We start from the raw sequence: 25,618 nt of genomic DNA, 5'->3' as shown, positions 1-25,618 counted from the left end.
AAAAGATGAAACGTTTTAAAAAGCATATTTTGGCGGTTGTTGTGTTGGTGTTTGTTTTTTTAAACAGTAATGCTCAGGCTCCTCTTAATGGCTCCTTTTTTTTAAATGTAGTTGGGGAGAGACCAACTACGCCCGGTTCGGAATATACAATTGGAGGTGTATTTACTGATCCAATAAATATGTATAGTGCCTCAGATATTCGAAAAGGGGATATGATTGCGGATCAAGTGGGTTTGATCTTTCGGATAGATCAGATTATCAAGGTAAATGGAGATGAGATTCTTGCAGATGTTACTTATAAAGGTGGAGCTATGTTCGAAGGAGTCACTTATCCCACCGGATTTGAAATGGGAACATTGTTTAGACCAAGTCCAAACGGAGGATATCCTTTAGCTACTTATGATCCAACAAATAGGAATGAGGGCTTGAGAGTTTCCATACAAAATTCAGCTATACTTGCCATTGATAAAGATATACGGGCCTTTGGTTCCGGTACAGAAGCTGATCTTCCCAAACAACCGAAATACGGTGACATGTTCTACAATGTAACTGACAAAAAACTTTACGCTTTTACAGAAAAAGGCTGGGTAACTTTAGGTGGTGGTGTCATTGCCAGCGGAACTAAATCCGAATTCCCAAGCCCTGCAAAAGCAGGAGAAATGTTCTTCAATAAAGACGACAACAATACCTATATCTACAACGGAACACTTTGGTTTAAAATATCCACTAATGGTTCTACACCAACCGGTAAAACTAACCCGGATCCTTTGACCCAAAATGTTAAAGAAGGGGATTTATTTTACAATGATGGCGACAAGAAACTTTACGTGTACAACAATACTGCCTGGGTTTCCCTGGACAATGTACTCGGTGAGGGCCATATCTTTGTTGGTAATGCTTCAAACGAGGCTGTTTCTGTTCCTTTATCAGGTGATGCCGCCATTACCAGCGCAGGTAAACTGACCATTAGTAAATTAGCTATTACCGATGAAAAACTAGATAAAACCAATATTCCACTAAGTGGTTTTGGTGCACCAAGTGCGGATGTTCGCATGGGTAATGGATCGAGCTCTTATGCAATCAAAAACCTTAAAGGGCCATCCGTAGCAACAGATGCAGCAACAAAAGGTTATGTGGATGATTTGTTTAAAAACCCAACGGCATTGACACTGGATAATAATAACTTTTTTGTAGGTAATGTTTCTAACATCGCTACAGCAGTACCCAAAGCTATGATCCCGCTTTCCGGATTTTCTAATGCCATGGCCGAGGTACACATGGGCCTACCTGGACAGGGGGCGAAATATAAAATCGTCAATATGGCTGATCCTTCAGATCCACAGGATGCGGTTACCAAAAATTATGTAGATACTAAACCAATCAATCTTAATAAAATTGCGCTTACCAAAGGGAGTTTCTTAATTGGTGGCGATCTAAACTTTGCCACTCCAATACTTAAAAGTGCGATTTCGATCACCGGATTTGGTGCTCCTACAACGGATTTCTCAATGGCAGGTTGGAAAATTACCAATTTGAAAGCACCAGACCAGGATTTGGATGCAGCAACTAAAAAATATGTGGATGATAAGGTGATTGGACCTTCCAGTTTATCCCTGACTGCCGGCAATCTTTTTGTAGGTGATGCCAATGGAAAAGCGGCCGATGTACTAAAAAATACAATTCCATTAAGTGGATTTGCGAATCCGGTAACTGACGTGTCTTTTGGTGGTGTTTTACTGACTAACCTTGCCGATCCTAAAGTAGAAACAGACGGTGCAACAAAGAAGTATGTAGATGGGCTTTTTAAAGTGCCGGAAACGGTTATGACACTTCCGGAAAACAATATGTTTGTTGGAAGTGATAAAGGGAAGGCAACAGCTGTACCTAAAATACAAATTCCTTTGAGTGGCTTTGCTCCGGCAATAGAGCATGTTGCAATGGGAGATGCTACTACGCAATTTCAGATCAATTTTATGGCTGATCCAAAACAACCACAAGATGCAGCAACGAAAGCCTATGTAGATAAAAAAGTAGCTAATCCTGCAACTATGGATTTACCCACTGATCATATTCTGGTAGGAAACGGAGAGAAAAAAGCAGAAGCCGTGAGAAAATCAGCCATTCCATTAAGTGATTTTGCTGCTCCGATAAAGAATGTTTCTTTTGGTGATGGTACAACCAATTTCAAACTGATTAACCTTGCCGATCCAGAAACTGAGCAGGAGGCAGCGACTAAAGCTTATGTAGATTCTAAAACCTCGAAAACACCACAGGAGCCAACAGCACCAACCACAGCGGTTGCCGGAGATACTTATTACAACACCACAGATCAACATTTATATGTGTACAATGGAACAGAATGGATTCCGATGGATAATAAACTGGATGACGGAAATCTATATGTAGGAAATGCAAAAGGTATCGCCACTTCAACCCTTAAAAGCGCAGTTCCATTAAGTGGATTTGCAGCAGCAATCAAGGATGTAGCAATGGGTGGTTTTAAAATCACCGGCCTTTCGGAGCCGGGATTAGCACAAGATGCGGCGACAAAAGCTTATGTAGATTCTAAAATTGTTAAAACACCAGAAGTGCCAACCGCACCAACAACAGCGGTTGCCGGAGATACTTATTACAACACCACAGATCAGCATTTATATGTGTACAATGGAACCGAATGGATTCCGATGGACAATAAACTGGATGACGGAAATCTATACGTCGGAAACGCAAAAGGTATCGCCACTTCAACGCTTAAAAGCGCAGTTCCATTGAGTGGATTTGCAGCGGCAGCAAAAGATGTAGAAATGGGTGGCTTTAAAATCAGCAACCTTGCAGACCCGATTACAGATCTGGATGCGGTGAACAAAAAAACACTGGACTTAAGAATAACTGCTGCGACAGCTGCGGGAAAAGACAACCTGGGTGACCACATTGCCGTTAAAAACATCGCCCTGGGTGTAAATGCAATCAGTGCAGATGGCGGGGCAAACAAAGGGATATCTTTTGAAACGGACGGAAGTGCAATTTTCGCACAGAGTATGACGATACGCCAAAACTTTTACACCCCATCAGACCGCAGGTTAAAAGACCATATCGAAACCCTGAGCTCAACACTTCAAAAGATCGACCAGATCAGAGGAGTAAGGTTCGTATACAAAGACCAGACTAAATATGCAACAGGTCCGAAAATCGGGGTCATCGCTCAGGAACTTCAAAAAGTATATCCGGAAATGGTAACTCAGGGTAAAGATGGATTTCTGAAAGTAGACTACACCCAACTTACCGGGATCCTGATTCAGGCCTTAAAAGAACAACAAGTAGAAATTGAGGAATTGAAAACGCGAATGAATAAACAACAGGAGCAAATCGATCAGATCCTTAAAAGATTAAAGTAATAAAGAATTTAAGCTATAATGAATACCATCATTCCATTTAAAACTGTCATCCTGACTACCGCCTTATCGGGTCTGGTGTCTCTTGCCGCAATGGCCCAGGATGTCAGTTTAAAAATACATATATCCGGCGTAGCCAAAAGTAAGATCAGCCTGCTTTCCTTAACGGGTCCGTCGATTAAAACTGTTGTCGAGCATCCTTCAATTGACAAAGGACAAACGGCAACACTGACCATTCCAAAAGCATTGTTACCCGCAGAATTTGTATTGCGTTTTGATTTTCAGGAACTGGAAAGCAGCAACCCTTATCCAGCGGAAAAGCACATTTTTATTAATGATCAAAATCTGGAATTGTGGGCGAAACCAAAGGCACTGACCAATCCGGATAGCACTTATTTCCAGAAGGACGAAAAGGAAAACACCTTGATGACCCGTTTCAGCATGGAGAACTTCAAAAAAAGAGAACAGCTGGGTTTATTGCAGAACTTCCTGATGAACTATGACCAGCCGACTTCTAAGTTTTTCCTCCTTGGGACTACAGAATATGACGGTAGACGTGAGCAATACAACAAATGGATTGCCGCACAAACCGAACAATATAAAACCAGCTTTGTAAGCAACACTTTCGTGTTTCAGCACATTCCGCCAATCGTATGGAACGGCACAGAAAAGGACCGCCTGAACAGTGCTATTGAGCACTATTTTGATGGGATGAATTTCAAGAATCCAGCCATCCTCAAAACGAATGAGATCAAAGAATGGATGAACAAATACGTGAACATTTACGGGGCGATGTCTACGACGGTGGCACTCCGCGATTCACTGTTTACACTTGCCGGAAAGAGAGCCATTGAAAAAGCCAAACTGGGAAACCCTCAGATTTACGGTTGGATGGTAGATTATTTCTACAACGGATTTGAAAGTTTCAACATGAAGCCCGGCATTAAAATGCTGGAACCTTACCTAAATGATCCAAGCTGTCTGACTAGTAAAAGACAAGCCATTGAGCAACGCCTGAAAGGGATAGAGACCCTGACAATTGGTTCTATCGCACCAGACTTCAGCTGGAAATTAGGCTCTGGTAAAACCGTTCCTTTCCATGATTTTAAAACAGAGGCCAAATATAAACTGGTGCTGTTCTGGTCGGCCGATTGCCAGCACTGCAAAGAGCTGATGGAGCAATTACACCCCTGGTATCAGGGTGCTGAAAAAACAGAAATGATGGATGTTTTTGCCATCAGTCTGGATGAAACAGAAACAGAAATTCCAGCCTGGGAAAAGGCAAAGCTTAAGCTGACTGCTTTCAAACATAAAAGAGCAGAACAGGGCATCAGAAGCCCGGAAGCTGCGGCTTATTTTGTGCTCTCCACGCCAACTATGGTATTGGTAGATGCCAAAACAAACAAGATTGTAGGCTTGCCGGAAAATTTAGCACAGCTCGAAGCTGAAATGAAATAATAAACCCTTTAAAAGGGATAAAATACAAAATAATGAAGAAAATAATCTCATCACTTGCTATCGGATCTTTGCTGTTTCTAACCGCAGAATTGAAGGCGCAGTTAAAGGTGAATTCGGAAGGTCTTTTTATTCAGAATGGGACCGTGTTCAGCACGGAAGGATTAACACTCGTTCCTACCAACGACTGGTATCTGAATAACCTGACCCTTAGTAAACAGCCTAACGTGGTGATTTTCCCAAAATTCAACAGCATACAACGGATGTATAGATTCAGCAGGGCGGTAAGCTTTGAAGGAGAAATTGCACTCGGGTATGAAGATGTAGAATTGAATGGCAATGAAGGCAAAAACCTGGTGTTAACCTATTCGCCACTGACCAGCAACAATGCCAAAGATTTTATCCAGGTCAAGGAAAGTGTGGTCAATACAGAGGAGCGATATATCGGTCAGCTGTTTGCCAAAGCAATTCAGTTGTCGGATTTAACTGCGGTAAGTATGGCGGCTTCGGAAGCCAAACCTTATGCTGATCTGGAAGGAAACAACATGATTACTCCAAACGGTGACGGTAAAAACGACACCTGGATCGTTAAAAATATCCAGCTCTATCCAAACAATGAGTTGAGGATTTTCGACCGCGAAGGAAGGATTGTATTCAACATGTTTGGCTACGATAATTCCTGGGACGGGATGTTTAACGGGATCCCGCTTCAAGAGGATACCTATTATTATATCCTGACCATAGATTCGGGGAAACATAAAAAAACAGGGTTTATTTCTATAGTAAGAGACAAATAAAATTGATCATGATGAAATTAGTAGTGCGGAGGATTTTAGTAAGCAGTGGTTTAATACTTGGTGTTTTCGGAGCAGGAGGGCAGGATGCCCTTGCTCAGATCAGACCTTTGGGTGCTCAATATTATGAAAATCAATACATCAGCAACCCGGCATTTGCAGGGATGACGCAAGGATTAAATGTGAATATGAGTTACCGCAATCAATGGAGATCCATTCCCGGATCACCGGTAACCATGGCTTTCAGTGGCGATTATCGCTATGAAAAAGTAGGATTGGGTCTTTCTGTTTACAATGACAAAGCCGGATTAATCGGCCGTACCCGTGTGATGGGAACTTATGCGTACCATTTGTCTTTAAATGGCGATAACAGGAGTCTGCATTTCGGGGTTTCCCTGGGTGTGATGAAGGAAAAGCTGGATAACAATAACATCATCGCAGAACCGGATGATATTTCTGCACAGAACTTCAATCAGCGAAAAGCCTTTATTGATGGTGATTTTGGAATTGCCTTCACCAATGAAAGGTTTACCCTGCAGGGAGCCTTACCGAATCTGAAAAAATTCATGCAAAAAGACGATCAGAATACCGTAGATGGTTCCACTTATTTTGTGGCCGCTTCTTATAAAATCGGCACCAGTCTGGACGTGATTTCCGTAGAACCAAAGATCAGTTTCAGAGGAGCAAAAGACATCGATAACATCTGGGACCTGGGTACAAATGTGAAGCTGGAAAATAATATTCTTTCCTTTCTGGGGATGTACCATAGCGACAAGAGTTCTACGTTTGGTGTAGGAGTAGCTTACGACAGGTATGTGATTCAAGGTTATTATACCTCTCAGCTGGCCGGCGAACGTCAACGTACCGGTGGCGATTTTGAAATCAACATTAAAATAAAACTATTCAACGAAGGAAAATAAACCAGCCTTCAATTTAGCAAAACATAGCGCTCCCATTGAAAAAAAAACTATACTCCGTATTTCTATTTTTAATTTTTCTTGGGAACGCAGCCTTTGCACAATCCTATTTTCGCGTTTTAGACGGGATCCCTCATTTACCTGTTTTAGATCAAGCCAGCATCACCGAAGCCAAAACGGGAATGCTGATTTTCAGTAGCATTCAGGTAAAACCATTAATCTATAACGGCAGCAGCTGGGAAAGTTTGTGTACCAATACCATGGGAACGGTAAGCCCCGAAGACTACTTTATGGTCAAAGCAGGGATTTCCTATTTGCCGGTATTAACTAAAGACCCGGCAAACAGCAGCACCCCGGGAACCATTTATTTTTCTTTCATCCAGAAATCTGCCATGATCTATAATGGCCTGGCCTGGGTTAAGATCCAGGACCTGAGCAAAAGTGTTTTCAGCCCCAACAGCGGTTTCGCCGCAGGAGCAGAAGCCCAAACTTTTAAGCTTCCGGTACTGGCAGCTGATCCTTTAAAAAGCAGCGTAACTGCAGGTGCTTTTTACCTGAATTCAACAAGCAGCGCATTGCGGTATTACGACGGAACAAATTGGCAGGACTTAAAATGTATCGCAGAAGTATTAACCCTCGCGGTAGCTGATATCAAAGGAACCACCGTACTTGGGCAGGGAGAAGTGATTAGTAATGGCGGCATAGACATCACGACCAGAGGTTTTTGCTGGAGTACCAATCCAAACCCGGACATTTCTTTAAGCACCAAAACAGTAAGCACCGTAACCGGTAGTGGATTGGGTATTTTTACAGATCAATTGAGTAACCTGCTTCAAAATACAACCTATCATGTGCGCGCTTATGCCACCAATAGCATGGGTACCGTTTACGGGGAAGATAAAGTTTTTACGACCCTTTACGACTTGCCAATCCTCATTACTTTACCAATAAATACGATTACCAGTATCGATGCCCTTAGTGGTGGCGATATCAGTGACGATGGAGGTAGCCCGGTTTCTGCCCGTGGTATCCGTTGGAGTATCAAAGGTGATCCACTGGATGATAAGGATGCCATCTTAACTAACGATGGGTCGGGAGTAGGGATTTTCCCAAGTTCTATGGTAGGCTTATTAGGAAATACAACCTATTATGTGAGGGCCTATGCGGTCAATGTAATGGGCATTGCCTATGGTAATTTACTGAGCTTTACTACGCCGCCACCAGTACCGCCGGCATTGAGTTCAGCTACGGTAACGGTGACCGATATTACCGATAAATCCGCCATTGGCGAAGTCAATATTTTAAATAACGGTGGGGCAATTGTGTCCGATAGAGGATTCGCCTGGAGTACCGATCATATCACCTGGACGCATGGAACTTCATCAACCATCAACCCATCAGATATTGGGCTTTACATCGCCAATCTAACTAATTTGTTTCCTGGAACCACTTATTTTGCCAAAGGATATGCGACCAATAGTGCCGGAACAGCTTATACTTCGGAAACGAGTTTTGTGACCAATTCACTGGCCCTCATTACCACGACTAAGCCTTCTGGCCTGACTGGTGTATCCGCTAATGGCGGTGGTCAGATCAGTCACAATGGCGGGGTTCAGGTAACCGCACGCGGGATTGTATGGAACACCAGCACCTTGCCAACGATAGACCTGCCGACAAAAACACAGGCTCCTTTTGCTGGTGATGGCAATGGAAGTTTCGGTGGTTTGATGAAAGATTTAATACCGGCAACAACTTATTATGTCCGTGCTTATGCGGTAAATGAAGTGGGTGTGGCTTATGGTAACGAAGAGGTTTTCCGCACGCCTGATTATCCAACAGTAAGTACCCTTGCCGCCGGTTCTTTCTATAACAATACCGCTAAAGGTGGGGGTGAAGTACTGAATGACGGAGAAGCTCCTGTACTTGTCCGCGGGGTTGTCTGGAGTACGGAAGAAAACCCTTCACTAATTAATAGTACATCCAGCAGCAATGGTGCTGGTTTGGGTGTGTTTAACAGTGTGATGGGCGGTTTAGAATCGAATACGGTTTACCATGTCAGGGCTTATGCTACCAATGTGGTGGGTACCGCTTACGGTGCAGATAAAACTTTTAGCCTGATTCCGGGTATTCCTGAAGTCAGCACACAACCAGTGATTGCCATTACCAATATGACAGCAACAGGTGGTGGAATAATTACCAGCAATGGCGATGCCGATATTACTGCAAAAGGCGTGTATTGGAGCAAAACCGGCGATCCTGGCGATGACCTGGAAGCAGGAATGACCAAAGACGGAACTGGATCCGGAACTTATCAGAGTTTCCTGGGTAACCTACTTGGAAACACCACTTACTATGTCCGTGCATATGCAGAAAATAGGTTTGGAAAGGCCTATGGCGATTTAATCACTTTTGTGACGCCAGCGCCTCAATTGCCAACCCTGATTTACCAAACGCTAACGATTACTGATATTAAAGATACGCAGGCCCATGGTCAGGTTTGGATTCAAAACAATGGTGGTGGTAAAATTTTATCCAGAGGGATTGCCTACAGTAACGACAAACTGACTTATCTGCAAACGGAATCCACAACCGCAAACGGTACTGATATTGGTGGCTTTGAAGTACAGCTGGAAGGATTGATACCAGGTACTGTTTATTATGCCAAAGGATATGCGACCAATAGTGCAGGTACGGTTTATACCAGGGAAATGAGCTTCATTACGCCATTGTATATTAGCTTGAGCACTTTACCGGTAACACAGATTACGAGCTTTACCGCAACTACAGGAGGTCATATTTTAAACCCTGGAAGTTCAGGCGTTGTTTATCGCGGTATCGCTTACGGAACCGCGCCAAACCCAACGACCTGGGGTACGGTAGTGAGCAACGGAGAAACAAGCGCGCAGTTTGCAAGTTACTTAACCGGATTAACGGGTAGCACCCGATATTATGTTCGTGCTTATGCCGGAAATGGGATCGCTACGGTTTACGGAAATGAAGAAAGCTTTATGACGGCTCCGGCCATATTACCGGCAATCAACACACTTAAAATAGAAAATATTGGCGGAGTAACGGCCTTCGCCACTGCGGAAATTATTAATGATGGTGGAAGTCCGGTCAGCTCAAGAGGGATTTGCTGGAACACGACAGGTGATCCGGAAATTACTGAGGGATCTCAGGCAAGTGGCCAGGGGAAAGGACTTTTCAATACTGCAATGAGCGGTTTAAGCCCATTAACTAAATACTTTGTCCGTGCTTATGCGGTCAATGAAGTAGGGGTAGCTTATGGAAATGAACTCAGTTTTACCACTGCAACGATTGCTACACTGACTACTTTACCGGCTACTTTAATTAAGGCCAATACGGCAAATAGTGGTGGTATCATTACTGCCGATGGCGGTACACCGGTAATACAAAGCGGGGTTTGCTGGAGCACCGCAGGCTTGCCAACGGTAGACGATGCGCATACCTCAGGAGGTTCCGGGATTGGAACTTTTGTTCAGGGATTAACCGAATTGATTGGTAGTACTACGTATTATATCCGTGCTTATGCGATCAACAGCGCAGGTATTGCCTATGGCGATGTGCAACAATTTATAACTGCTCCGCCGGTATTGGCTACCATCAGCACAACCACCGTAACCAGCGGTCCGAAAGGAATCACTGCGATCAGTGGCGGAACAATTTACAGCAATGGTGGCGCGGTGGTTAGCGACCGTGGTTTGGTATGGAGTACGCAAAAAGGATTTGATCCGGAAGGTGCCGCGACCAACAGACTAAATGTATTTGGCGCGAATAATTACTCGATGACCATGACCGGCTTATTGCCTGGCACCGTTTACTATGTGCGGGCATTTGCGACCAATAGTGTCGGCATCGCTTACGCGGCCAATGAAGAAGAATTCAGAACTTTTGGCTTCCCGGAATTGACTACGGATGAAATCGCTACAAATACGATTACCAGCATGTCGGCATCTGCCGGAGGTACCATTACCAGCAATGGCGGAACCGTGGTAACGGGTAGTGGTGTAGTTTGGAGTACCCAGTCGATGCCAACGATAAACGATAACCAGGTAGGTAATATTACCAGTATGGGCAGCTTTGTTTCGCCAATAACCAACCTGCTGGGCAGCACCATTTACTATGTCAGAGCTTATGCGATCAACAGTGTTGGCCTTGCCTATGGTGCTGAAAAAACATTTAGCACTTTACCTGCAATTCTGGCGACTTTAACCACCAATCCAGCAACGGCAACTTCGACCACTACGGCTACTGCCGGTGGTACGGTGTTAACCAATGGAGGTGCCTTAGTGACCACAAGAGGGGTGGTTTGGAGTACAGATGAACACTTCAATCCGGATACCGTTACCTTAGATAAAACGGCAGAAACCGGGTACATTACCGGCAGTTTCAGTACTGCTTTAACCGGCTTAAAACAACATACAGTATATTATGTCCGTGCGTATGTGATCAACAGTGTGGGCACTACCTATGGCAATATGGTCAACTTCCTGACGCCTCAATTGCCGGTGCTGACTACCGCTTTCTCTAAAGCAACAGGTAGTACTACCGCCATCAGTGGTGGTGATATTACCAACGAAGGCGGTTCCAGGGTGTATAATCGCGGAGTAGTCTGGAGCCCGGTAGAATTCTTCAATGCGGATACGATCACGGTGAACAGAACCAGCAATGGTAATGGAGACGGTACATTCGAAAGTAACCTCAAAAACCTGAAAGCAAATGCTACTTATTACGTACAGGCCTATGCTTCAAATGTGGCCGGAACAACTTACGGAAACAAGTTAAACTTTAAGACAGATCCACCGGTACTGGCTACTTTAAGTACCAGAGAGGCCAGCGGAATTACAGGCTCCGGCGCCAATACCGGTGGCTATATATCCGATGACGGTGGGGCAGAGGCATTAACCAGAGGGATGGTTTGGAGTACGCAATCTGGTTTCAGACCAGATACGGTAATCAATCAGAAAACAATTCAGACGGGAGCCGGAAAAGGAACTTTCTATAGTACCCTAAACGGGCTAAAAGCAGGAACTACGTATTATATCCGGGCTTATGTGAACAATAGTGTGGGAACGGCTTATGGAAATGAACTGAGTTTTACCACGCTGATCGTCCCTACTTTGACGACTGCTCCGGTAACGGTTTCTTCTGCCGGAATCACCGCTATCGGTGGTGGTACTATTATTTCTGACGGTGCAGCTCCAATCAGCAATCAGGGCGTAGTCTGGAGTACGAGTACGAACCCGGTACTTGGTTCTCCAAATGAAACCAGAAATGATACCGGTTCCGGAAATTCATTTATCAGTAACATCAGCGGTTTAGAACCGATTACCTTATATTATGTCCGCGCTTATGCGGTAAACAGTCAGGGAACGGCTTATGGAAATGAGGTTACTTTTACAACGCCTGCCATTTTACCAACCTTAACCACCGGTTACCTGACGCCTACTTCTAAATCGACAGCGACTTCAGGTGGAAACGTCCTGAAAGATGGCGGCTCTCCGGTAACGCAAAGAGGGGTGGTATGGAGTTCAGACCGCAACTTTAACCCGGATGCAGAACTGGTCAACAAAACAGTTAACGGCGCTGGAATGGGTGTGTTTACATCTGAAGTGATCAACTTAAAACTGAGCACTGCTTACTTTGTTCGCGCTTATGCAAGGAACAGTGTGGGTACTGCTTATGGCAACCAGGTTACGGTTACTTTATTCCCGACAGCTCCGATTCTGAGCACCAGCGAAGTAACTGAAACGGGTGGTTTTTCTGCCAATAGTGGCGGGGTAATTACCAGCGACGGTGGTGCAGATATCACCCAGAAAGGATTGGTATGGAGCATTAGAAGCAACCCAACCATCGCGGATAGCAGAACTTCAAACGGTCCGGGGCAGGATACTTATACCGCCTCAATGACCGGCTTAATCCCGAATACTTTATACTATGTACGTGCCTATGCACAGAATAAAATCGGAACCGCTTATGGGGTAGAAAGAACCTTCCTCACCAATGCGCTTCCTACTTTAACGGTGACTACCGCTGTGACCAATATCATTGCTACGACTGCAACCAGTGGTGGAGATATTACCGATGATGGCAGGTCGCCAATTTTGGAGAGAGGTGTAACCTGGAACACTACGGGAATGCCAACCCTGGCGAAAGATTATAAAACCGTCGATAAAACGACTACCGGAATCGGGAAGTTTGAAGCCTTCCTGACCGGATTAAGTGATCAGACTACTTACTATGTGCGTGCTTATGCCATCAATGCGGTAGGGACCACTTATGGCAGCCAGATTTCTTTTACCACCTTACCGGTGATGTTGCCAACCTTGCAGACGAACAGTCCGACAGTGATTGGCAGCAGCTCGGCAACCAGTGGTGGAAATGTCATAGACGATGGTGGAATGCTTGTTACGCAACGCGGAATCTGCTGGAGTACCAGCCCGAATCCAACCATTGCTTTAACCACAAGATTGAACCATGCAACCGGAGGTACCGGAGATTTTTCTATTCCTTTTAGCGGTTTAACTTCAGGTACTAAATACTATGTCCGTGCTTTTGCGACGAATATTAAAGGCACTGCTTACGGGGAAGAACTCAGTTTCGTTACCCTAGCTGTTCCGCCAATAGTAGGCATGGCAAGCCTATCTAATGTGACAGGAACCAGTCTTGATCTGAGTGCTACTTTAACCAGTAACGGCGGTGATGAAATCACTGATCGTGGTTTCTATTACAGCAAAGTATCGAAAATACCAGCACTTCCTTTAAACCCGGACAGCCTGATATCTGTGGGTGTAAACGGTGTTTTTGCAGGTACATTGACCGGATTAGCTAAGGGAACCAAATACTTTATCTGGGCTTATGCCAGCAATAGTGTCGGTACAGGATGGAGTGCGGCGCCAACCGTGTTGAACACCCCAACTTTCCCGGTTGTGACCACCACGATACCTTCCGCGATAACGGAAACCACTGCTACTACTGGTGGCACAGTGACCAGCGAAGGCAACTTGTCGGTAACGGCAAGAGGGGTAATCTGGAGTACCGAAAAAGACCTCAGCATTGCGCTTACAACAAAAACACTAAATGGTACAGGACTGAATGCTTTCACTGCACCGTTAACAGGCTTAAACAAAGGAACAAAATATTACATCTGTGCCTATGCGACCAATGCAGAAGGAACCGGTTATGGTCATACGGATAGTTTAACCACTTTAAATGTACCAACACTGAAGACGAGTCCGGCAACAGAAATTACCAGTGCCTCGGCAAGTACCGGAGGAGAAGTCCTGAATGAAGGCGGACTGAAGGTGACGGCCCGCGGTGTCGTGTGGAGTAATGTAACCAACCCAACCATCGCCCTGACCACCAAAACAAGTGATGGACTGGGATTAGGGGTGTTTGTGAGTAAGCTTAGCGGCTTAGCTCCGGGGCAATTGTATTATTTCAGATCATATGCTACAAATAGTATAGGTACCGGGTATGGTCCATTGGATAGCTTAACTACAGGTTTGGTTCCCCCAACGGTAAGTAAAGTTAAAATTGATAAAACCACTGCTACTACTGCCGATTTATCCGCTAAACTATTGAGTAGCGGAGGTGCGAAAATTACGGAACAAGGTTTAGTCTGGAGTAGTAAATCGGAGGTTCCGACTATAGCGGATCAAAAAATCATAGCAGGATCTATGCTGAGCCCTGATTTTGGCGGCACTTTAGAGCAGCTGACGGAAAAACCTACTTATTATGTTCGTGCGTATGCGATCAGTGAAGCTGGAATTAGCTATAGTGAGGAAGTAACGAGCTTTAAAATCTGTCTCCCGCTTACCGTGGTTCATGTGGCAGGACTGAGTGGTGCTCCGGTATCTAAAACGGTTACTTATGGTACGGTAAGTTCTGATATTTCTGGTGCAGCACGTTGCTGGATCACCCAGAATCTTGGGGCCGATCGTCAGCCAACCAGTATCTCTGATTACTCAGAACCTTCAACAGGTTGGTTCTGGCAATTTAACCGTAGTCAGGGGTATAAAATAGACGGAGCAACCAGAACTCCTTCACAGGCGGTTGCGCCATGGACCGCTTATACCCCAAATCAAAATATCGATTGGCAACCAGAGAACGATCCTTGCGAACTGTTACTAGGCGGTGGATGGCGTATCCCTACAGGAGCAGAATGGACCAAAGCAGATGGGCCACCTCAAAACTGGAATACCATCACCGATACCTATAATTCACCATTGAAACTTAATGCAACGGGTTATACTGCGGGAGGATCGGTAGGAAATCAAAATGTATTTGGTTATTTCTGGAGTAGTACTACGCAAAACAATTCGAATGCTAAAGCGATGATCAGCAGTAATCTGCCAGCTTCTGTGATGGACCAGGAAAAAGGTTATGCTTTTTCATTACGTTGTTTAAGAGATACGGTTGCCTTGCAAAAACCAAAAGTAAGTAAAGTGATCGTTCCTGCATCGGGGATAAAAACGTCATCAGCAGAAGTGTCGGCAGTGTTGACTTCCGATGGGGGTAATGCAATCACTTCCCGCGGCTTTGTATGGAGTAGCAGCAATCAGAAACCTGAAATGACAGACCAAAAGGTTTCAGGGTCAAATCTGGAAACTTTTACCGGCACATTGACCGGTCTTGCTGAAGGATCAACCGTTTTTGTACGTGCCTTTGCCAGCAATGCAATTGGTACCGGATACAGCGCGGAGGTGACCAGCTTTAAAATTTGCAACCCATTTACAGTCACCCATACTGCCGGATTAAATGGAGCTCCGGTAACCAAAACCGTTACTTATGGTACGGTAAGTACTGATATCTCCGGTGCACTGCGCTGCTGGACGACCCAGAACCTGGGTGCAGATCATCAGGCAGCTAGTATGACCGATTTTACAGAGCCTTCTACAGGTTGGTTCTGGCAGTTTAACCGTAAACAAGGATATAAGCAGGATGGCGCAGTCAGGACGCCTGGCAATGATGTTGCTCCCTGGAATAATACCAGCTACAACGAATATTACAACTGGTTACCAGAAAATGATCCATGTGACCTGTTATTGGGTGGAGGCTGGCGTTTACCAACCGCTGCGGAATGGACTACTGCCGATGGGGCGCCTCAAAACTGGAACACCATCGCTGATGCTTATAATTCTCCATTGAAACTGATGGGATCAGGTTTAACTAACGGATCAACGAATCAATATCAGGGGGAATCCGGTTATTTCTGGAGTAGTACAACTTCGAGACAGAATGAAGGAGGCGCTTTACTAGTCTATAGTGCTACCCAGGTGTTCAATAGGGATAAGACCATGGCTTTTTCAGTACGTTGTATCAGAGATACCGTTGTATTGTCTAAACCCAAATTGAGCCTGGTCACCATCCCTGCCGCAGGCCTGAAAGACAATGTAGCGGAAGCATCCGCTACGCTGACTTCTGACGGCGCACTTCCGATAACGGCCAGAGGTTTTGTATGGAGCAATACAAAAAACACCCCCGAAATTACCGATCAGGTAGTGATGGGTTCTGACCTGCAAACATTTGTGGGCACATTGACCAATTTGCCGGAAGGACCAACGATTTACGTGCGTGCTTTTGCCACCAATGCTGCTGGAACAGGATATAGTGTTTCTTCAACTACTTTTAAGGTTTGTTTGCCTTTTACCGTCATACATAAGGCTGGATTTAATGGCGCTGCAGTAGATAAAATAGTTACTTATCAAACCGTAAGTACCAGCATCAGCGGTGATCCGCGTTGCTGGCTGGCACAGAATTTAGGGGCTTCTGAGCAAGCTACAGCCTTTAACGACAAAAAACCGGAAGCTGCCGGATGGTACTGGCCGTTTAACCGGATACAGGGTTATGAAGTGAATGTAGCAACCCGTATGCCGGCGCCAACTCCTTCCACACCATGGTTGGGTATGATTACCGAAGACCGTGACTGGCTACCTGCTAACGATCCTTGTATCCTGTTATTAGGAGGAGGATGGCGATTGCCTACTTCTACCGAGTGGACTGCCGCAAACGGGGCGCCACAAAACTGGAAAAAAGATCAGGATGCTTATAATTCCGTATTGAAATTGCACAATGCAGGGATGTTAGAGATGAACACCGGAACCCTTGGTACAAGCAGAGGAACTCTGGGACGTTTTTGGAGTAATACGCAATACCGGAACTCTAGTCCTTCTCAGAATAGTTTTGGCAATAGTCTACAGATTTCTGCCACAGCTTCGGGCGTAATTTCTGGTGCTGCTACCGAAGCCTATAAAGCCAATGGTTATTCTTTACGTTGTATCCGTGATGGGGTAACCGTTTCGTTACCACAGGTGAGTAATGTAAGTGTACCGCTTTCAGGCATGAAAGAAAGTTCAGCAGCAGGAACAGCAACGGTAGTTGCCGATGGTGGTGCGGAACTGAGCGGAAGTGGACTGGTCTGGAGTACAACCAATAAAATACCAGATCTGAATGACCAGGTATTGCCTGGAGGAACAACGAAAGGTGATTTTACGCAAACCTTAACCGGACTTTCAGATGGACCAACCTATTATGTGCGTGCTTATGCAAGCAATGCAATGGGTACCGCATTTAGTCCGACAGTGACCAGCTTCAAAATTTGTAATCCTTTTACTGTGGTGCATGCGGCAGGATTGAATGGAGCACCGGTTGATAAGACCCTGACTTATGGCACCGTAAGTACTAACTTTAATGGTGATGCCCGTTGCTGGATCACACAGAATCTGGGTGCCGACCGCCAGGCAACATCAGTGAATGATGCTTCCGAACAAGCAGCCGGATGGTACTGGCAGTTTAACCGTATCCAGGGTTACCAACATGATGGCACTACCCGTACGCCATCCAATGCCTGGACCCCATGGACAGCCAATATTAATGAACCTTATGGCTGGCTTGCTGCGCAGGATCCTTGTATGCAGTTGCTGGGCTCGGGTTGGAGATTACCTACTGTAACAGAAATGACTAATGTGATCGCTGCGCCACAGACCTGGACTACGCCTACAGACCTTTACAACTCTGTATTGAAGATCCACAATGCCGGGTACCTGACTTCGGCAGCGCCCGGAAATATGACTACCGGCAGTGTAGCACTTAAATACTGGACCTCCGCAACGGTTGCCGGCTCTAATAGCTATGGAAAAGCATTGTATTTTAATGGCACATTTGCTGTTGCTGATCAGGAAAAGGCGGCAGCGATGCCAGTCCGCTGTCTCCGTGATGAAATCATAGCAACATTACCTACGGTCAGTAATGTGATCGTGCCTACGGCAACCATGACCGCCAATTCGGCTAAGGCCATCGCTACGGTTGGGACTTCAGGAGGTAATCCAATCACTGCACGTGGTCTGGTTTGGAGCAGTATTAATCCTATTCCGACCATCAGTGATCAGAAAATCATAGACGCCGGAACAAGCATTGGTGAGTTTAACGGACTGATCAATGGATTAACAGAAGGACCTACTTATTATGTGAGAGCTTATGTAGAAACCAGCGTAGGTTTGGCTTACAGTCCGGCAGTAACCAGCTTTAAAATATGCGCTCCTTTGACGGTCATTCATAAGGCTGGATTTAATGGCGCAGCAGTAGATCAAATCATCACTTATCAAACGGTAAGTACCAATATTAGTGGCGCCTCGCGTTGCTGGATCGCACAGAATTTAGGTGCTTCCGAACAGGCTACTGCCTTCAATGACACGAACCCGGAGGCCGCGGGATGGTACTGGCAGTTTAACCGTGTGCAGGGTTACGAAGTAAAAACAACGACACGTATGCCGGCACCAACAGTCTATACCCCATGGTTGGGTATGATTACGGAAGATCTGGATTGGCAACCGGCCAATGATCCTTGTGTGCTGTTATTAGCCGGAGGATGGCGATTGCCGACGGTTACCGAGTGGACCGCCGCAAATGCAGCTCCACAAAACTGGAAAAAAGATCAGGATGCTTATAATTCCGTATTGAAATTGCACAATGCAGGGATGTTAGAGATGAACACCGGATCGATAGGGGTAACCAGAGGAAGTATGGGACGTTACTGGAGTAGTACGCAATTCCGGAACTCCAGCCCTTCTCAGAATAGTTTTGGCCTTAGTTTGCAGATTTCTGCGACAAATAGTTACATCGCTCCCGGTGGTTCTACAGAGTCTTATAAAGCCAATGGTTATACTTTACGTTGTATCCGCGATGCAGTCTCTGCCGCCATTCCAATGGTAGGTAATGTATTGGTACCACTTTCAGGTATGAAAGAAAGTTCAGCTGAAGGATCAGCCACAGTAGTTGCCGATGGTGGTGCTGCCCTGACCGGAAGCGGATTGGTCTGGAGTACAACCAATAAAATACCAACCCTGACTGATCAGGTCTTACCTGCAGCAGCGATGAAGGGTGATTTTACACAGACTTTAACCGGACTTTCTGAAGGACCAACTTATTATGTACGTGCCTATGCAACGAACGCAATCGGCACCGGATACAGTCAGACCGTGACCAGCTTTAAGATTTGTAATCCCGTTACCCTGACTCATGTGGCCGGATTAAATGGCGCGCCGGTAGATAAAACCATTACTTATGGTACGGTTAGTACTAATTTTAGTGGTACTGATGCCCGTTGCTGGATTACACAGAATCTGGGTGCAGATCGCCAGGCAACCTCAGTTAATGATGCTGCTGAAGGAGCAGCCGGATGGTACTGGCAGTTTAACCGTATTCAGGGTTACAAACACGATGGAACCACCCGTACGCCAGCTAATGCCTGGACACCATGGACAACTGCGATTTCTGAATCATGGGATTGGTTGACTACCCAGGATCCTTGTATACAGTTGATGGGGGCAGGTTGGAGACTACCTACCTTCACGGAAATGAATAGCGTAGTGAGCAAGCCACAAAGCTGGACCAGCACCGCTGCAATTTATAACTCGGTATTGAAACTCCATAATGCGGGAAGTCTGACTTCCACAGCTCCAGGAGACCTGTCTGCCCGGGGCACCGGATTCCAGTACTGGACCTCTTCAACGGTCAGCAATTATCCGGGCAATGGAAAAGGGTTGAGCTTTAATGGTGCAATGGGCGTTGGGGATCTGTATAAGGCTATAGCGATACCTGTCCGTTGTTTACGTGATGACATTATCGCAACGCTGCCTATAGTCGGTAATGTGATGGTACCTACTGCAACCATGACCGCCAATTCGGCTAAGGCCATCGCTACAGTTGCAACTTCAGGAGGTAAACCAATCATCGCACGTGGCCTGGTTTGGAGCAGTACAACGCTTGTTCCTACCCTCAGCGACCAGAAAATCCTAGATTCCGGAACAGGCATTGGTGAATTTATCGGACTGATGAATGGATTAACAGAAGGACCTACTTATTATGTGAGAGCCTACGTAGAAACCAGCTTAGGCCTGGTGTACAGTCCGGCAGTAACCAGCTTTAAAATATGTGCTCCTTTGACGGTCATCCATAAAGCCGGATTTAATGGAGCCGCAGTAGATCAAACGATCACTTATCAAACGGTAAGTACCAATATCAGTGGCGCTCCACGTTGCTGGATCACACAGAATTTAGGTGCTTCCGAACAAGCTAAAGCCTTTAATGACCTGAATCCGGAGGCTGCGGGATGGTACTGGCAGTTTAACCTGGTACAGGGTTATGAAGTAAAAACAACAACACGTAAACCAGCAGCAACTATTTATACGCCATGGTTGCCAATGTTTAACGAAAATTCAGCCTGGCTACCCGCCAACGACCCATGTGTTCAGTTGTTAGGTGGAGGATGGAGAATACCTACGTCCACAGAATGGACTGCAGTTGATGCAGCTCCGCAACTCTGGACAAAAGATCAGGATGCTTATAATTCTGTATTGAAATTACACAATGCAGGGATATTGGAAAGTAATGGCGGAACCCTTGGTGGCACCAGAGGAATTGTAGGACGTTATTGGAGCGCTTCGCAATACGATAACAGGATGGCGATCAGTCTTCAACTGAGTGCTTCAGGTGCAGAGGTATTGGCTGGTAATAGTGCAGATGCTTATAAATCTTTTGGATACTCCGTACGTTGTATCCGCGATGCGGTAACTACTTCGGTGCCAGTGGTAAGTAATGTACTGGTGCCGGTTTCCGGAATGAAAGAAAGTTCAGCGACAGGGTCAGCAACTGTAGTTGCCAATAGTGGCGCTGTCCTTACCGGACGTGGACTGGTCTGGAGTACAACCAATAAAATACCGACCCTGAGCGATCAGGTTTTACCTGCCGCAAGTGTCTTGCCGGATGGAAGTTTAACAGGTGATTTTACAGAGACTTTAACCGGACTTTCAGATGGGCCAACTTATTACGTACGTGCTTATGCGACTAATGCAATCGGTACCGGATACAGTCCGGTGGTTGCCAGTTTTAAGATTTGTAATCCCGTTACGGTGGTTCATGTGGCCGGATTAAATGGCGCGCCGGTAGATAAAACCCTGACTTATGGTACGGTAAGTACTAATTTTAGTGGTACTGATGCCCGTTGCTGGATTACGCAAAATCTGGGGGCAGATCGCCAGGCAACATCCGTAAATGATGCTGCTGAAGCAGCTGCCGGATGGTACTGGCAGTTTAACCGTATCCAGGGTTATAAACATGACGGTACCACACGTACACCATCCAATTCCTGGACACCCTGGACCACTGCCATTTCTGAATCATGGGATTGGAATCCCGGGCAAGATCCTTGTGTGCAGTTGATGGGGGCAGGTTGGAGACTACCTACCTTCACGGAGATGAATAGCGTGGTGAGTAAGCCACAAAGCTGGACTAGCACCGCTGCAATCTATGACTCGGTACTGAAACTCCATCATGCGGGAAGCCTGTCTTCCACAGCTCCCGGAGACCTGTCTGCCCGGGGCACCGGATTCCAGTACTGGACCTCCTCAACGGTCAGCAATTATCCTGCTAATGGAAAAGGGTTGAGCTTTAATGGCGCAATGGGTATCGGGGATCTGTATAAGGCTATAGCGATCCCTGTCCGCTGTCTCCGTGATGAGATCATTGCAACACTGCCTACGGTCAGTAATGCGATGGTGCCTACGGCAAATATGACTGCCAGTACGGCTACAGCGGTTGCTGCGGTTGCGACCTCAGGAGGTAGACCGATCCTTGCGCGTGGTCTGGTTTGGAGTAACACAAATGCGATCCCTACGGTCAACGATCAGAAGATTATAGATTCCGGGACTGGCTTCGGTGAGTTTTCAGTATTGATGAATGGATTGGTAGAAGGTCCTACTTATCATGTGAGGGCCTATGTAGAAACCAGCGTTGGTTTGGTTTACAGTCCGGCAGTGAGCAGCTTTAAAATATGTAATCCGGTTACGGTGGTTCATAAGGCCGGAATTAACGGATCCGCGGTAGACCAGACGATCACTTATCAAACCATCAGTACCCATATCAGCGGGGCTCCGCGTTGTTGGCTGGCACAGAATTTAGGAGCTGCTGAACCCGCTAAAGCCTTTAATGACACGAATCCGGAGGCCGCGGGATGGTACTGGCAGTTTAACCGGGTACAAGGTTACGAAGTAAAAACAAGTACCCGCCTGCCTTCTACGCCATGGGCGCCTATGTTTAATGAAGATTTAAACTGGCAACCAACCAGCGACCCTTGTGTGCAGATGTTAGGTGGGGGTTGGCGACTACCCACGTCCACCGAATGGATTGCAGTTGATGGAGCTCCACAAAACTGGAAAAAAGATGAGGATGCCTTTAATTCGGTGCTGAAAATACACAATGCGGGAATCTTAGAAAGTAACTACGGAACCCTTGGTACGACCAGAGGAATTATCGGCCGTTACTGGAGCAGTGTAAGATACGATAACAGGATGGGAATCAGTCTTCAACTGAGTTCGAATGGTTCAGAGGTTCTGGCTGCTAATAGTTCAGATGCTTTTAAGTCTTTTGGATACTCCGTACGTTGTATCCGGGATACGGTAACACCATAATGCAGGAAAAAGACCCTTGCGTGATTTACTTTTTTTGATTGCGGTAAATACCTTTTCTGTGGTGAGAATTACCTGTTTTTAGGCTTAAGTACCTGATATGCGTGTATTATAGCTGTGATTGCGTTAATTCTTTATAGATTTAATCAAGATCAAAGAAATATGCAACTTGGAAACGCAGTAAGGATACAGAGAGTTATCAAAGGCTATACACAGGAATATATGGCTGAAAAGCTACACATTTCTCAAAACTCCTACTCCAAACTGGAAAGAGGGTATACGAGCCTGACGGTAGTGAGATTGTATCAAATCGCTGAGATCCTGGGGATCTCTATTCAGGAGATTTTGCCGCAAACACCAGCTAACAATCCGGAGGGAAATTAATACTGTTTATTTTGCCGGATTACTTCCTGATCCTTTTGAAACATTGCACCTTAATCCTTTCCAGATGCCTTCTCGTCACATTAAGATAAGAAGACAGAATGTCGTCTTTTACATTTTGTAGCAGACCCGGCATCTCTTTGGTTAAGCGTTGGAACCTTCTTTCCGCGTTCGGAATCCTCAACATTTTTTCCCTCATATTTGTTTGCTGTTGCTTTTCTTCCATCAATTTCAGGAACAGCCTGGCAACCTCATTAGAGGCCAGGTATATTTTTAAACAAGTCTCATAATCCAGGGCCAGGAAACTGCTGTTTTCTATACATTCTATGTATTCCTGACAAGGATCCCCGGCAAAGAAGTTATTAGGGATGATAAATTCATTTGGCCCGGCAAACCAGGTGGTTACCTGTTGCTTTTCTCTTTTATAATAACCGCGTAAAAGTCCGTGCTGGACAAAAAGTATTTTGTTGGGGATTTGTTCCGGACTACATAATAACTGATCCTGTGGTAAAGAGAGTGGCTGAAAGCCGTAATTGAATAAATGAAAGGTTTGGTCACTGACCGGACATAGCGAGCCAATCTTTTTTCTCAGTTCCTGTCTGGAAGGAGGGATCACCATCTGCTTTAAAAAAGAATCAATAGTTGTTAAATCAATCTTGGGAAATGATACTTTACCATACATCATTTCATAGAAATAGAGCGCATTTTTATCCATGAAGATTTGTTTTTAATAATTATACCTAACCTAAATATACTTTTAAATAAAAGGATAACCTAATTCGTTACTTTATTTTAATAAAGTAATAAAAAGTACAGCTGATTGGGATTAGTTTCTTAAGATGACTTTTTCATTGCTGGTCTTGCTGCTCAGGGCCAATACAATATGGCAAACCAGTTCATAGTCAATTTCCGGATAAGTGCTTCCGGAAGAAAATACGGCGCACAGTTTCTTGCTGCCATTACAAAGTGGCGTTTTTCTTTTAATGCGGTAATGTGTAGGGTTTAGACAATCTGTCCCAATGAAGGCGTACCATGACATAAATAAAGGATTTTATTTATCGGCTCCAGGGTTTTTATCAGCACAGCGGGTGGAACCCACTGTGCTAAAATCCCAATTGTTTCATGTTTGCTTTTAATAGTACTGGAGCGTTATAAATTTATAGTTACACCTACTCTTTGCAAGGTTTTCAGCGATTCCCTTTGCCTGATTCTTTTGGGTACCGGGCATCTCCCTTTTACTTCAAACAAGTTAAATAGGAAATGCATTAATTATTAGGACAATTGTCACAATTTAATGCGACAATTGTCACAATTTTACGATAAGATATTTTTTATAAAGTCATTTGCCAGTAACTGACATCGATCCATTTATTGAATTTAAAGCCGATCTGACTCAGGTGAGCAACCTTACTAAAGCCTAGTCGTTCATGCATTCTGGTGCTTTTTTCATTTGGCATCAGAATACCCGCAACGATAGAATGAATATTCATCTCCCGCAGTTCCTCCGTCAGTTTCCGGTAAAGAGCCGTACCTGTTCCTTTATCAATGGCTTCCGGATCCAGGTAAATAGCACTGCTAACGGTAAAACGATAGGCAGGGTTTTCTTTCCATGCCGTAGCATAGGTGAAGCCCAGAACTTGTCCCTCTTTCTCATACACAAGGCATGGGAAACTGGAAAGTACAGGAGCTAATTTATCCGCAAATTCTTGCGCATTCAAGGCTACTTCGTCAAAAGTAAGTAGTGTATTTTCCACATAGTGATTGTAGATCTCCCTCATCGGGTTAAGATCTGATGGTTTAAACTGCCGGATCATTTTAAGGAAATTGTTGGTTTGATGCTGGGATCAAAGGTACATAATTTATTTTACAGCCGCCGCCTCATTGATCTGATGAATGATAAGATCCAGGTTGATAGCGCTTTGTCTAAGGTATTTGATCAGTTCCTGTTGCTCAATGGCATTCTTTTCTTCCATAAGCAATTCTGATAAGGCCAGAATAGAGGCCACTGGCTTTCGGATTTCATGCGAATTAAACCAGGAAACAGCCTTCAGTTTCCGGTGTTGCTGTACAATCAGATCCTCCCTGTGTTTGCTGTCGTCTATGTTGTTCTCTACAGAAAGGTATCCTTCCAGGTCGCCTTTTGGATTATATATCGGAGAGACATTAAATTGCGACCAGTACGCTTTTCCACCCTTCGCATAATTGACCAGCTCCCCGCTAAAAAACTCCTGATTGTCAAGAGCTTTAGTCAGCTTGTCTACGATTTCAAGGTCGGTTTCCGGCCCATACAATAGATCTGCATGTGTTTTTCCTAAAGCTTCGGCTAAGGTATATCCGGTAATGTTGACGAAGGCCCGGTTTACCCAGGTAATGTTCCCCCCGGGGTCAGACATGATGATCAGGTTGTTCATCTTATCTACAATCTCCGCAATTCTTTTATTATCAGCCTCCGCAATCCTGGCCCGTTCCTTCCTGATCAGGTAGTACAAAAGAAAGCCGGTGCTGAAAACGTAAAGTAATCCTTTTACGGAAGCAGTATACTCTTTTACCCGGGGACTGAATCCGGAAGCCCAGGAAACCAGCAGGTAATCACTAGAAGTGATCCATAAAACACCAAAGACGATATAAATGATAGGAATTCTATAGTTTCTTGTCTCCAATTTGCTGATGTTGCTTTAGAATAAATTGGGATA

Annotated in this window: 10 protein-coding genes; 6 read left to right on the top strand and 4 right to left on the bottom strand. The window is 45.2% G+C overall.

Annotation, left to right across the window (positions count from 1 at the left end):
• Window positions 1–5: 5 nt before the first annotated feature.
• The 6 genes from R2Q66_RS08280 to R2Q66_RS08255 all read left to right on the top strand — a co-directional run bounded on the left by R2Q66_RS08280 (window position 6) and on the right by R2Q66_RS08255 (window position 22,928).
• Window positions 6–3,395, top strand: a complete 3,390-nt coding sequence (locus R2Q66_RS08280) for a tail fiber domain-containing protein (RefSeq protein ID WP_316747748.1) — start codon at window positions 6–8, stop codon at window positions 3,393–3,395.
• Between the two features lie 18 nt (window positions 3,396–3,413).
• Window positions 3,414–4,850, top strand: a complete 1,437-nt coding sequence (locus R2Q66_RS08275) for a redoxin domain-containing protein (RefSeq protein WP_316747745.1) — start codon at window positions 3,414–3,416, stop codon at window positions 4,848–4,850.
• Window positions 4,851–4,882: 32 nt separating this feature from the next.
• Window positions 4,883–5,644 (top strand): gliding motility-associated C-terminal domain-containing protein, encoded by a 762-nt coding sequence (locus R2Q66_RS08270; RefSeq protein WP_316747743.1) that lies wholly within the window; start codon window positions 4,883–4,885, stop codon window positions 5,642–5,644.
• Window positions 5,645–5,652: 8 nt separating this feature from the next.
• Window positions 5,653–6,561, top strand: a complete 909-nt coding sequence (locus R2Q66_RS08265) for a PorP/SprF family type IX secretion system membrane protein (protein WP_316747741.1) — start codon at window positions 5,653–5,655, stop codon at window positions 6,559–6,561.
• Window positions 6,562–6,596: 35 nt separating this feature from the next.
• Entirely contained in the window at window positions 6,597–22,547 is a 15,951-nt protein-coding gene (locus R2Q66_RS08260; protein WP_316747739.1) for a hypothetical protein, read from the top strand.
• A 159-nt stretch (window positions 22,548–22,706) separates the two neighbouring features.
• Window positions 22,707–22,928: a helix-turn-helix transcriptional regulator gene (locus R2Q66_RS08255; RefSeq protein WP_316747737.1), complete on the top strand. Its 222-nt coding sequence runs from the start codon at window positions 22,707–22,709 to the stop codon at window positions 22,926–22,928.
• A gap of 19 nt (window positions 22,929–22,947) precedes the next feature.
• Here R2Q66_RS08255 and R2Q66_RS08250 read toward each other — a convergent pair whose 3' ends face one another.
• The 4 genes from R2Q66_RS08250 to R2Q66_RS08235 form a co-directional block, all read right to left on the bottom strand.
• Entirely contained in the window at window positions 22,948–23,640 is a 693-nt protein-coding gene (locus R2Q66_RS08250) for a Crp/Fnr family transcriptional regulator (RefSeq protein ID WP_316747735.1), read from the bottom strand.
• A gap of 111 nt (window positions 23,641–23,751) precedes the next feature.
• Complete coding sequence (locus R2Q66_RS08245) at window positions 23,752–23,964, bottom strand: hypothetical protein (protein ID WP_316747733.1); 213 nt, start codon at window positions 23,962–23,964, stop codon at window positions 23,752–23,754.
• 292 nt (window positions 23,965–24,256) lie between these two features.
• Complete coding sequence (locus R2Q66_RS08240; RefSeq protein ID WP_316747731.1) at window positions 24,257–24,739, bottom strand: N-acetyltransferase family protein; 483 nt, start codon at window positions 24,737–24,739, stop codon at window positions 24,257–24,259.
• Between the two features lie 45 nt (window positions 24,740–24,784).
• A complete protein-coding gene (locus R2Q66_RS08235; RefSeq protein ID WP_316747729.1) occupies window positions 24,785–25,585 on the bottom strand; it encodes a PAS domain S-box protein in 801 nt (266 codons plus the stop codon).
• Window positions 25,586–25,618 lie beyond the last annotated feature (33 nt).

This window comes from Pedobacter gandavensis (assembly GCF_032677645.1).
Classification (GTDB): Bacteria; Bacteroidota; Bacteroidia; order Sphingobacteriales; family Sphingobacteriaceae; genus Pedobacter; species Pedobacter gandavensis_A.
This window is presented reverse-complemented; position numbering and strand designations above follow the sequence as displayed.

Excerpts from the sequence above, each read along its gene's own strand:
- R2Q66_RS08280 (WP_316747748.1), top strand. The coding sequence starts at position 6 with ATGAAACGTTTTAAAAAGCATATTTTGGCGGTTGTTGTGTTGGTGTTT.
- R2Q66_RS08275 (WP_316747745.1), top strand. The coding sequence starts at position 3,414 with ATGAATACCATCATTCCATTTAAAACTGTCATCCTGACTACCGCCTTA.
- R2Q66_RS08270 (WP_316747743.1), top strand. The coding sequence starts at position 4,883 with ATGAAGAAAATAATCTCATCACTTGCTATCGGATCTTTGCTGTTTCTA.
- R2Q66_RS08265 (WP_316747741.1), top strand. The coding sequence starts at position 5,653 with ATGATGAAATTAGTAGTGCGGAGGATTTTAGTAAGCAGTGGTTTAATA.
- R2Q66_RS08255 (WP_316747737.1), top strand. The coding sequence starts at position 22,707 with ATGCAACTTGGAAACGCAGTAAGGATACAGAGAGTTATCAAAGGCTAT.
- R2Q66_RS08250 (WP_316747735.1), bottom strand. The coding sequence starts at position 23,640 with ATGGATAAAAATGCGCTCTATTTCTATGAAATGATGTATGGTAAAGTA.
- R2Q66_RS08245 (WP_316747733.1), bottom strand. The coding sequence starts at position 23,964 with ATGTCATGGTACGCCTTCATTGGGACAGATTGTCTAAACCCTACACAT.
- R2Q66_RS08240 (WP_316747731.1), bottom strand. The coding sequence starts at position 24,739 with ATGATCCGGCAGTTTAAACCATCAGATCTTAACCCGATGAGGGAGATC.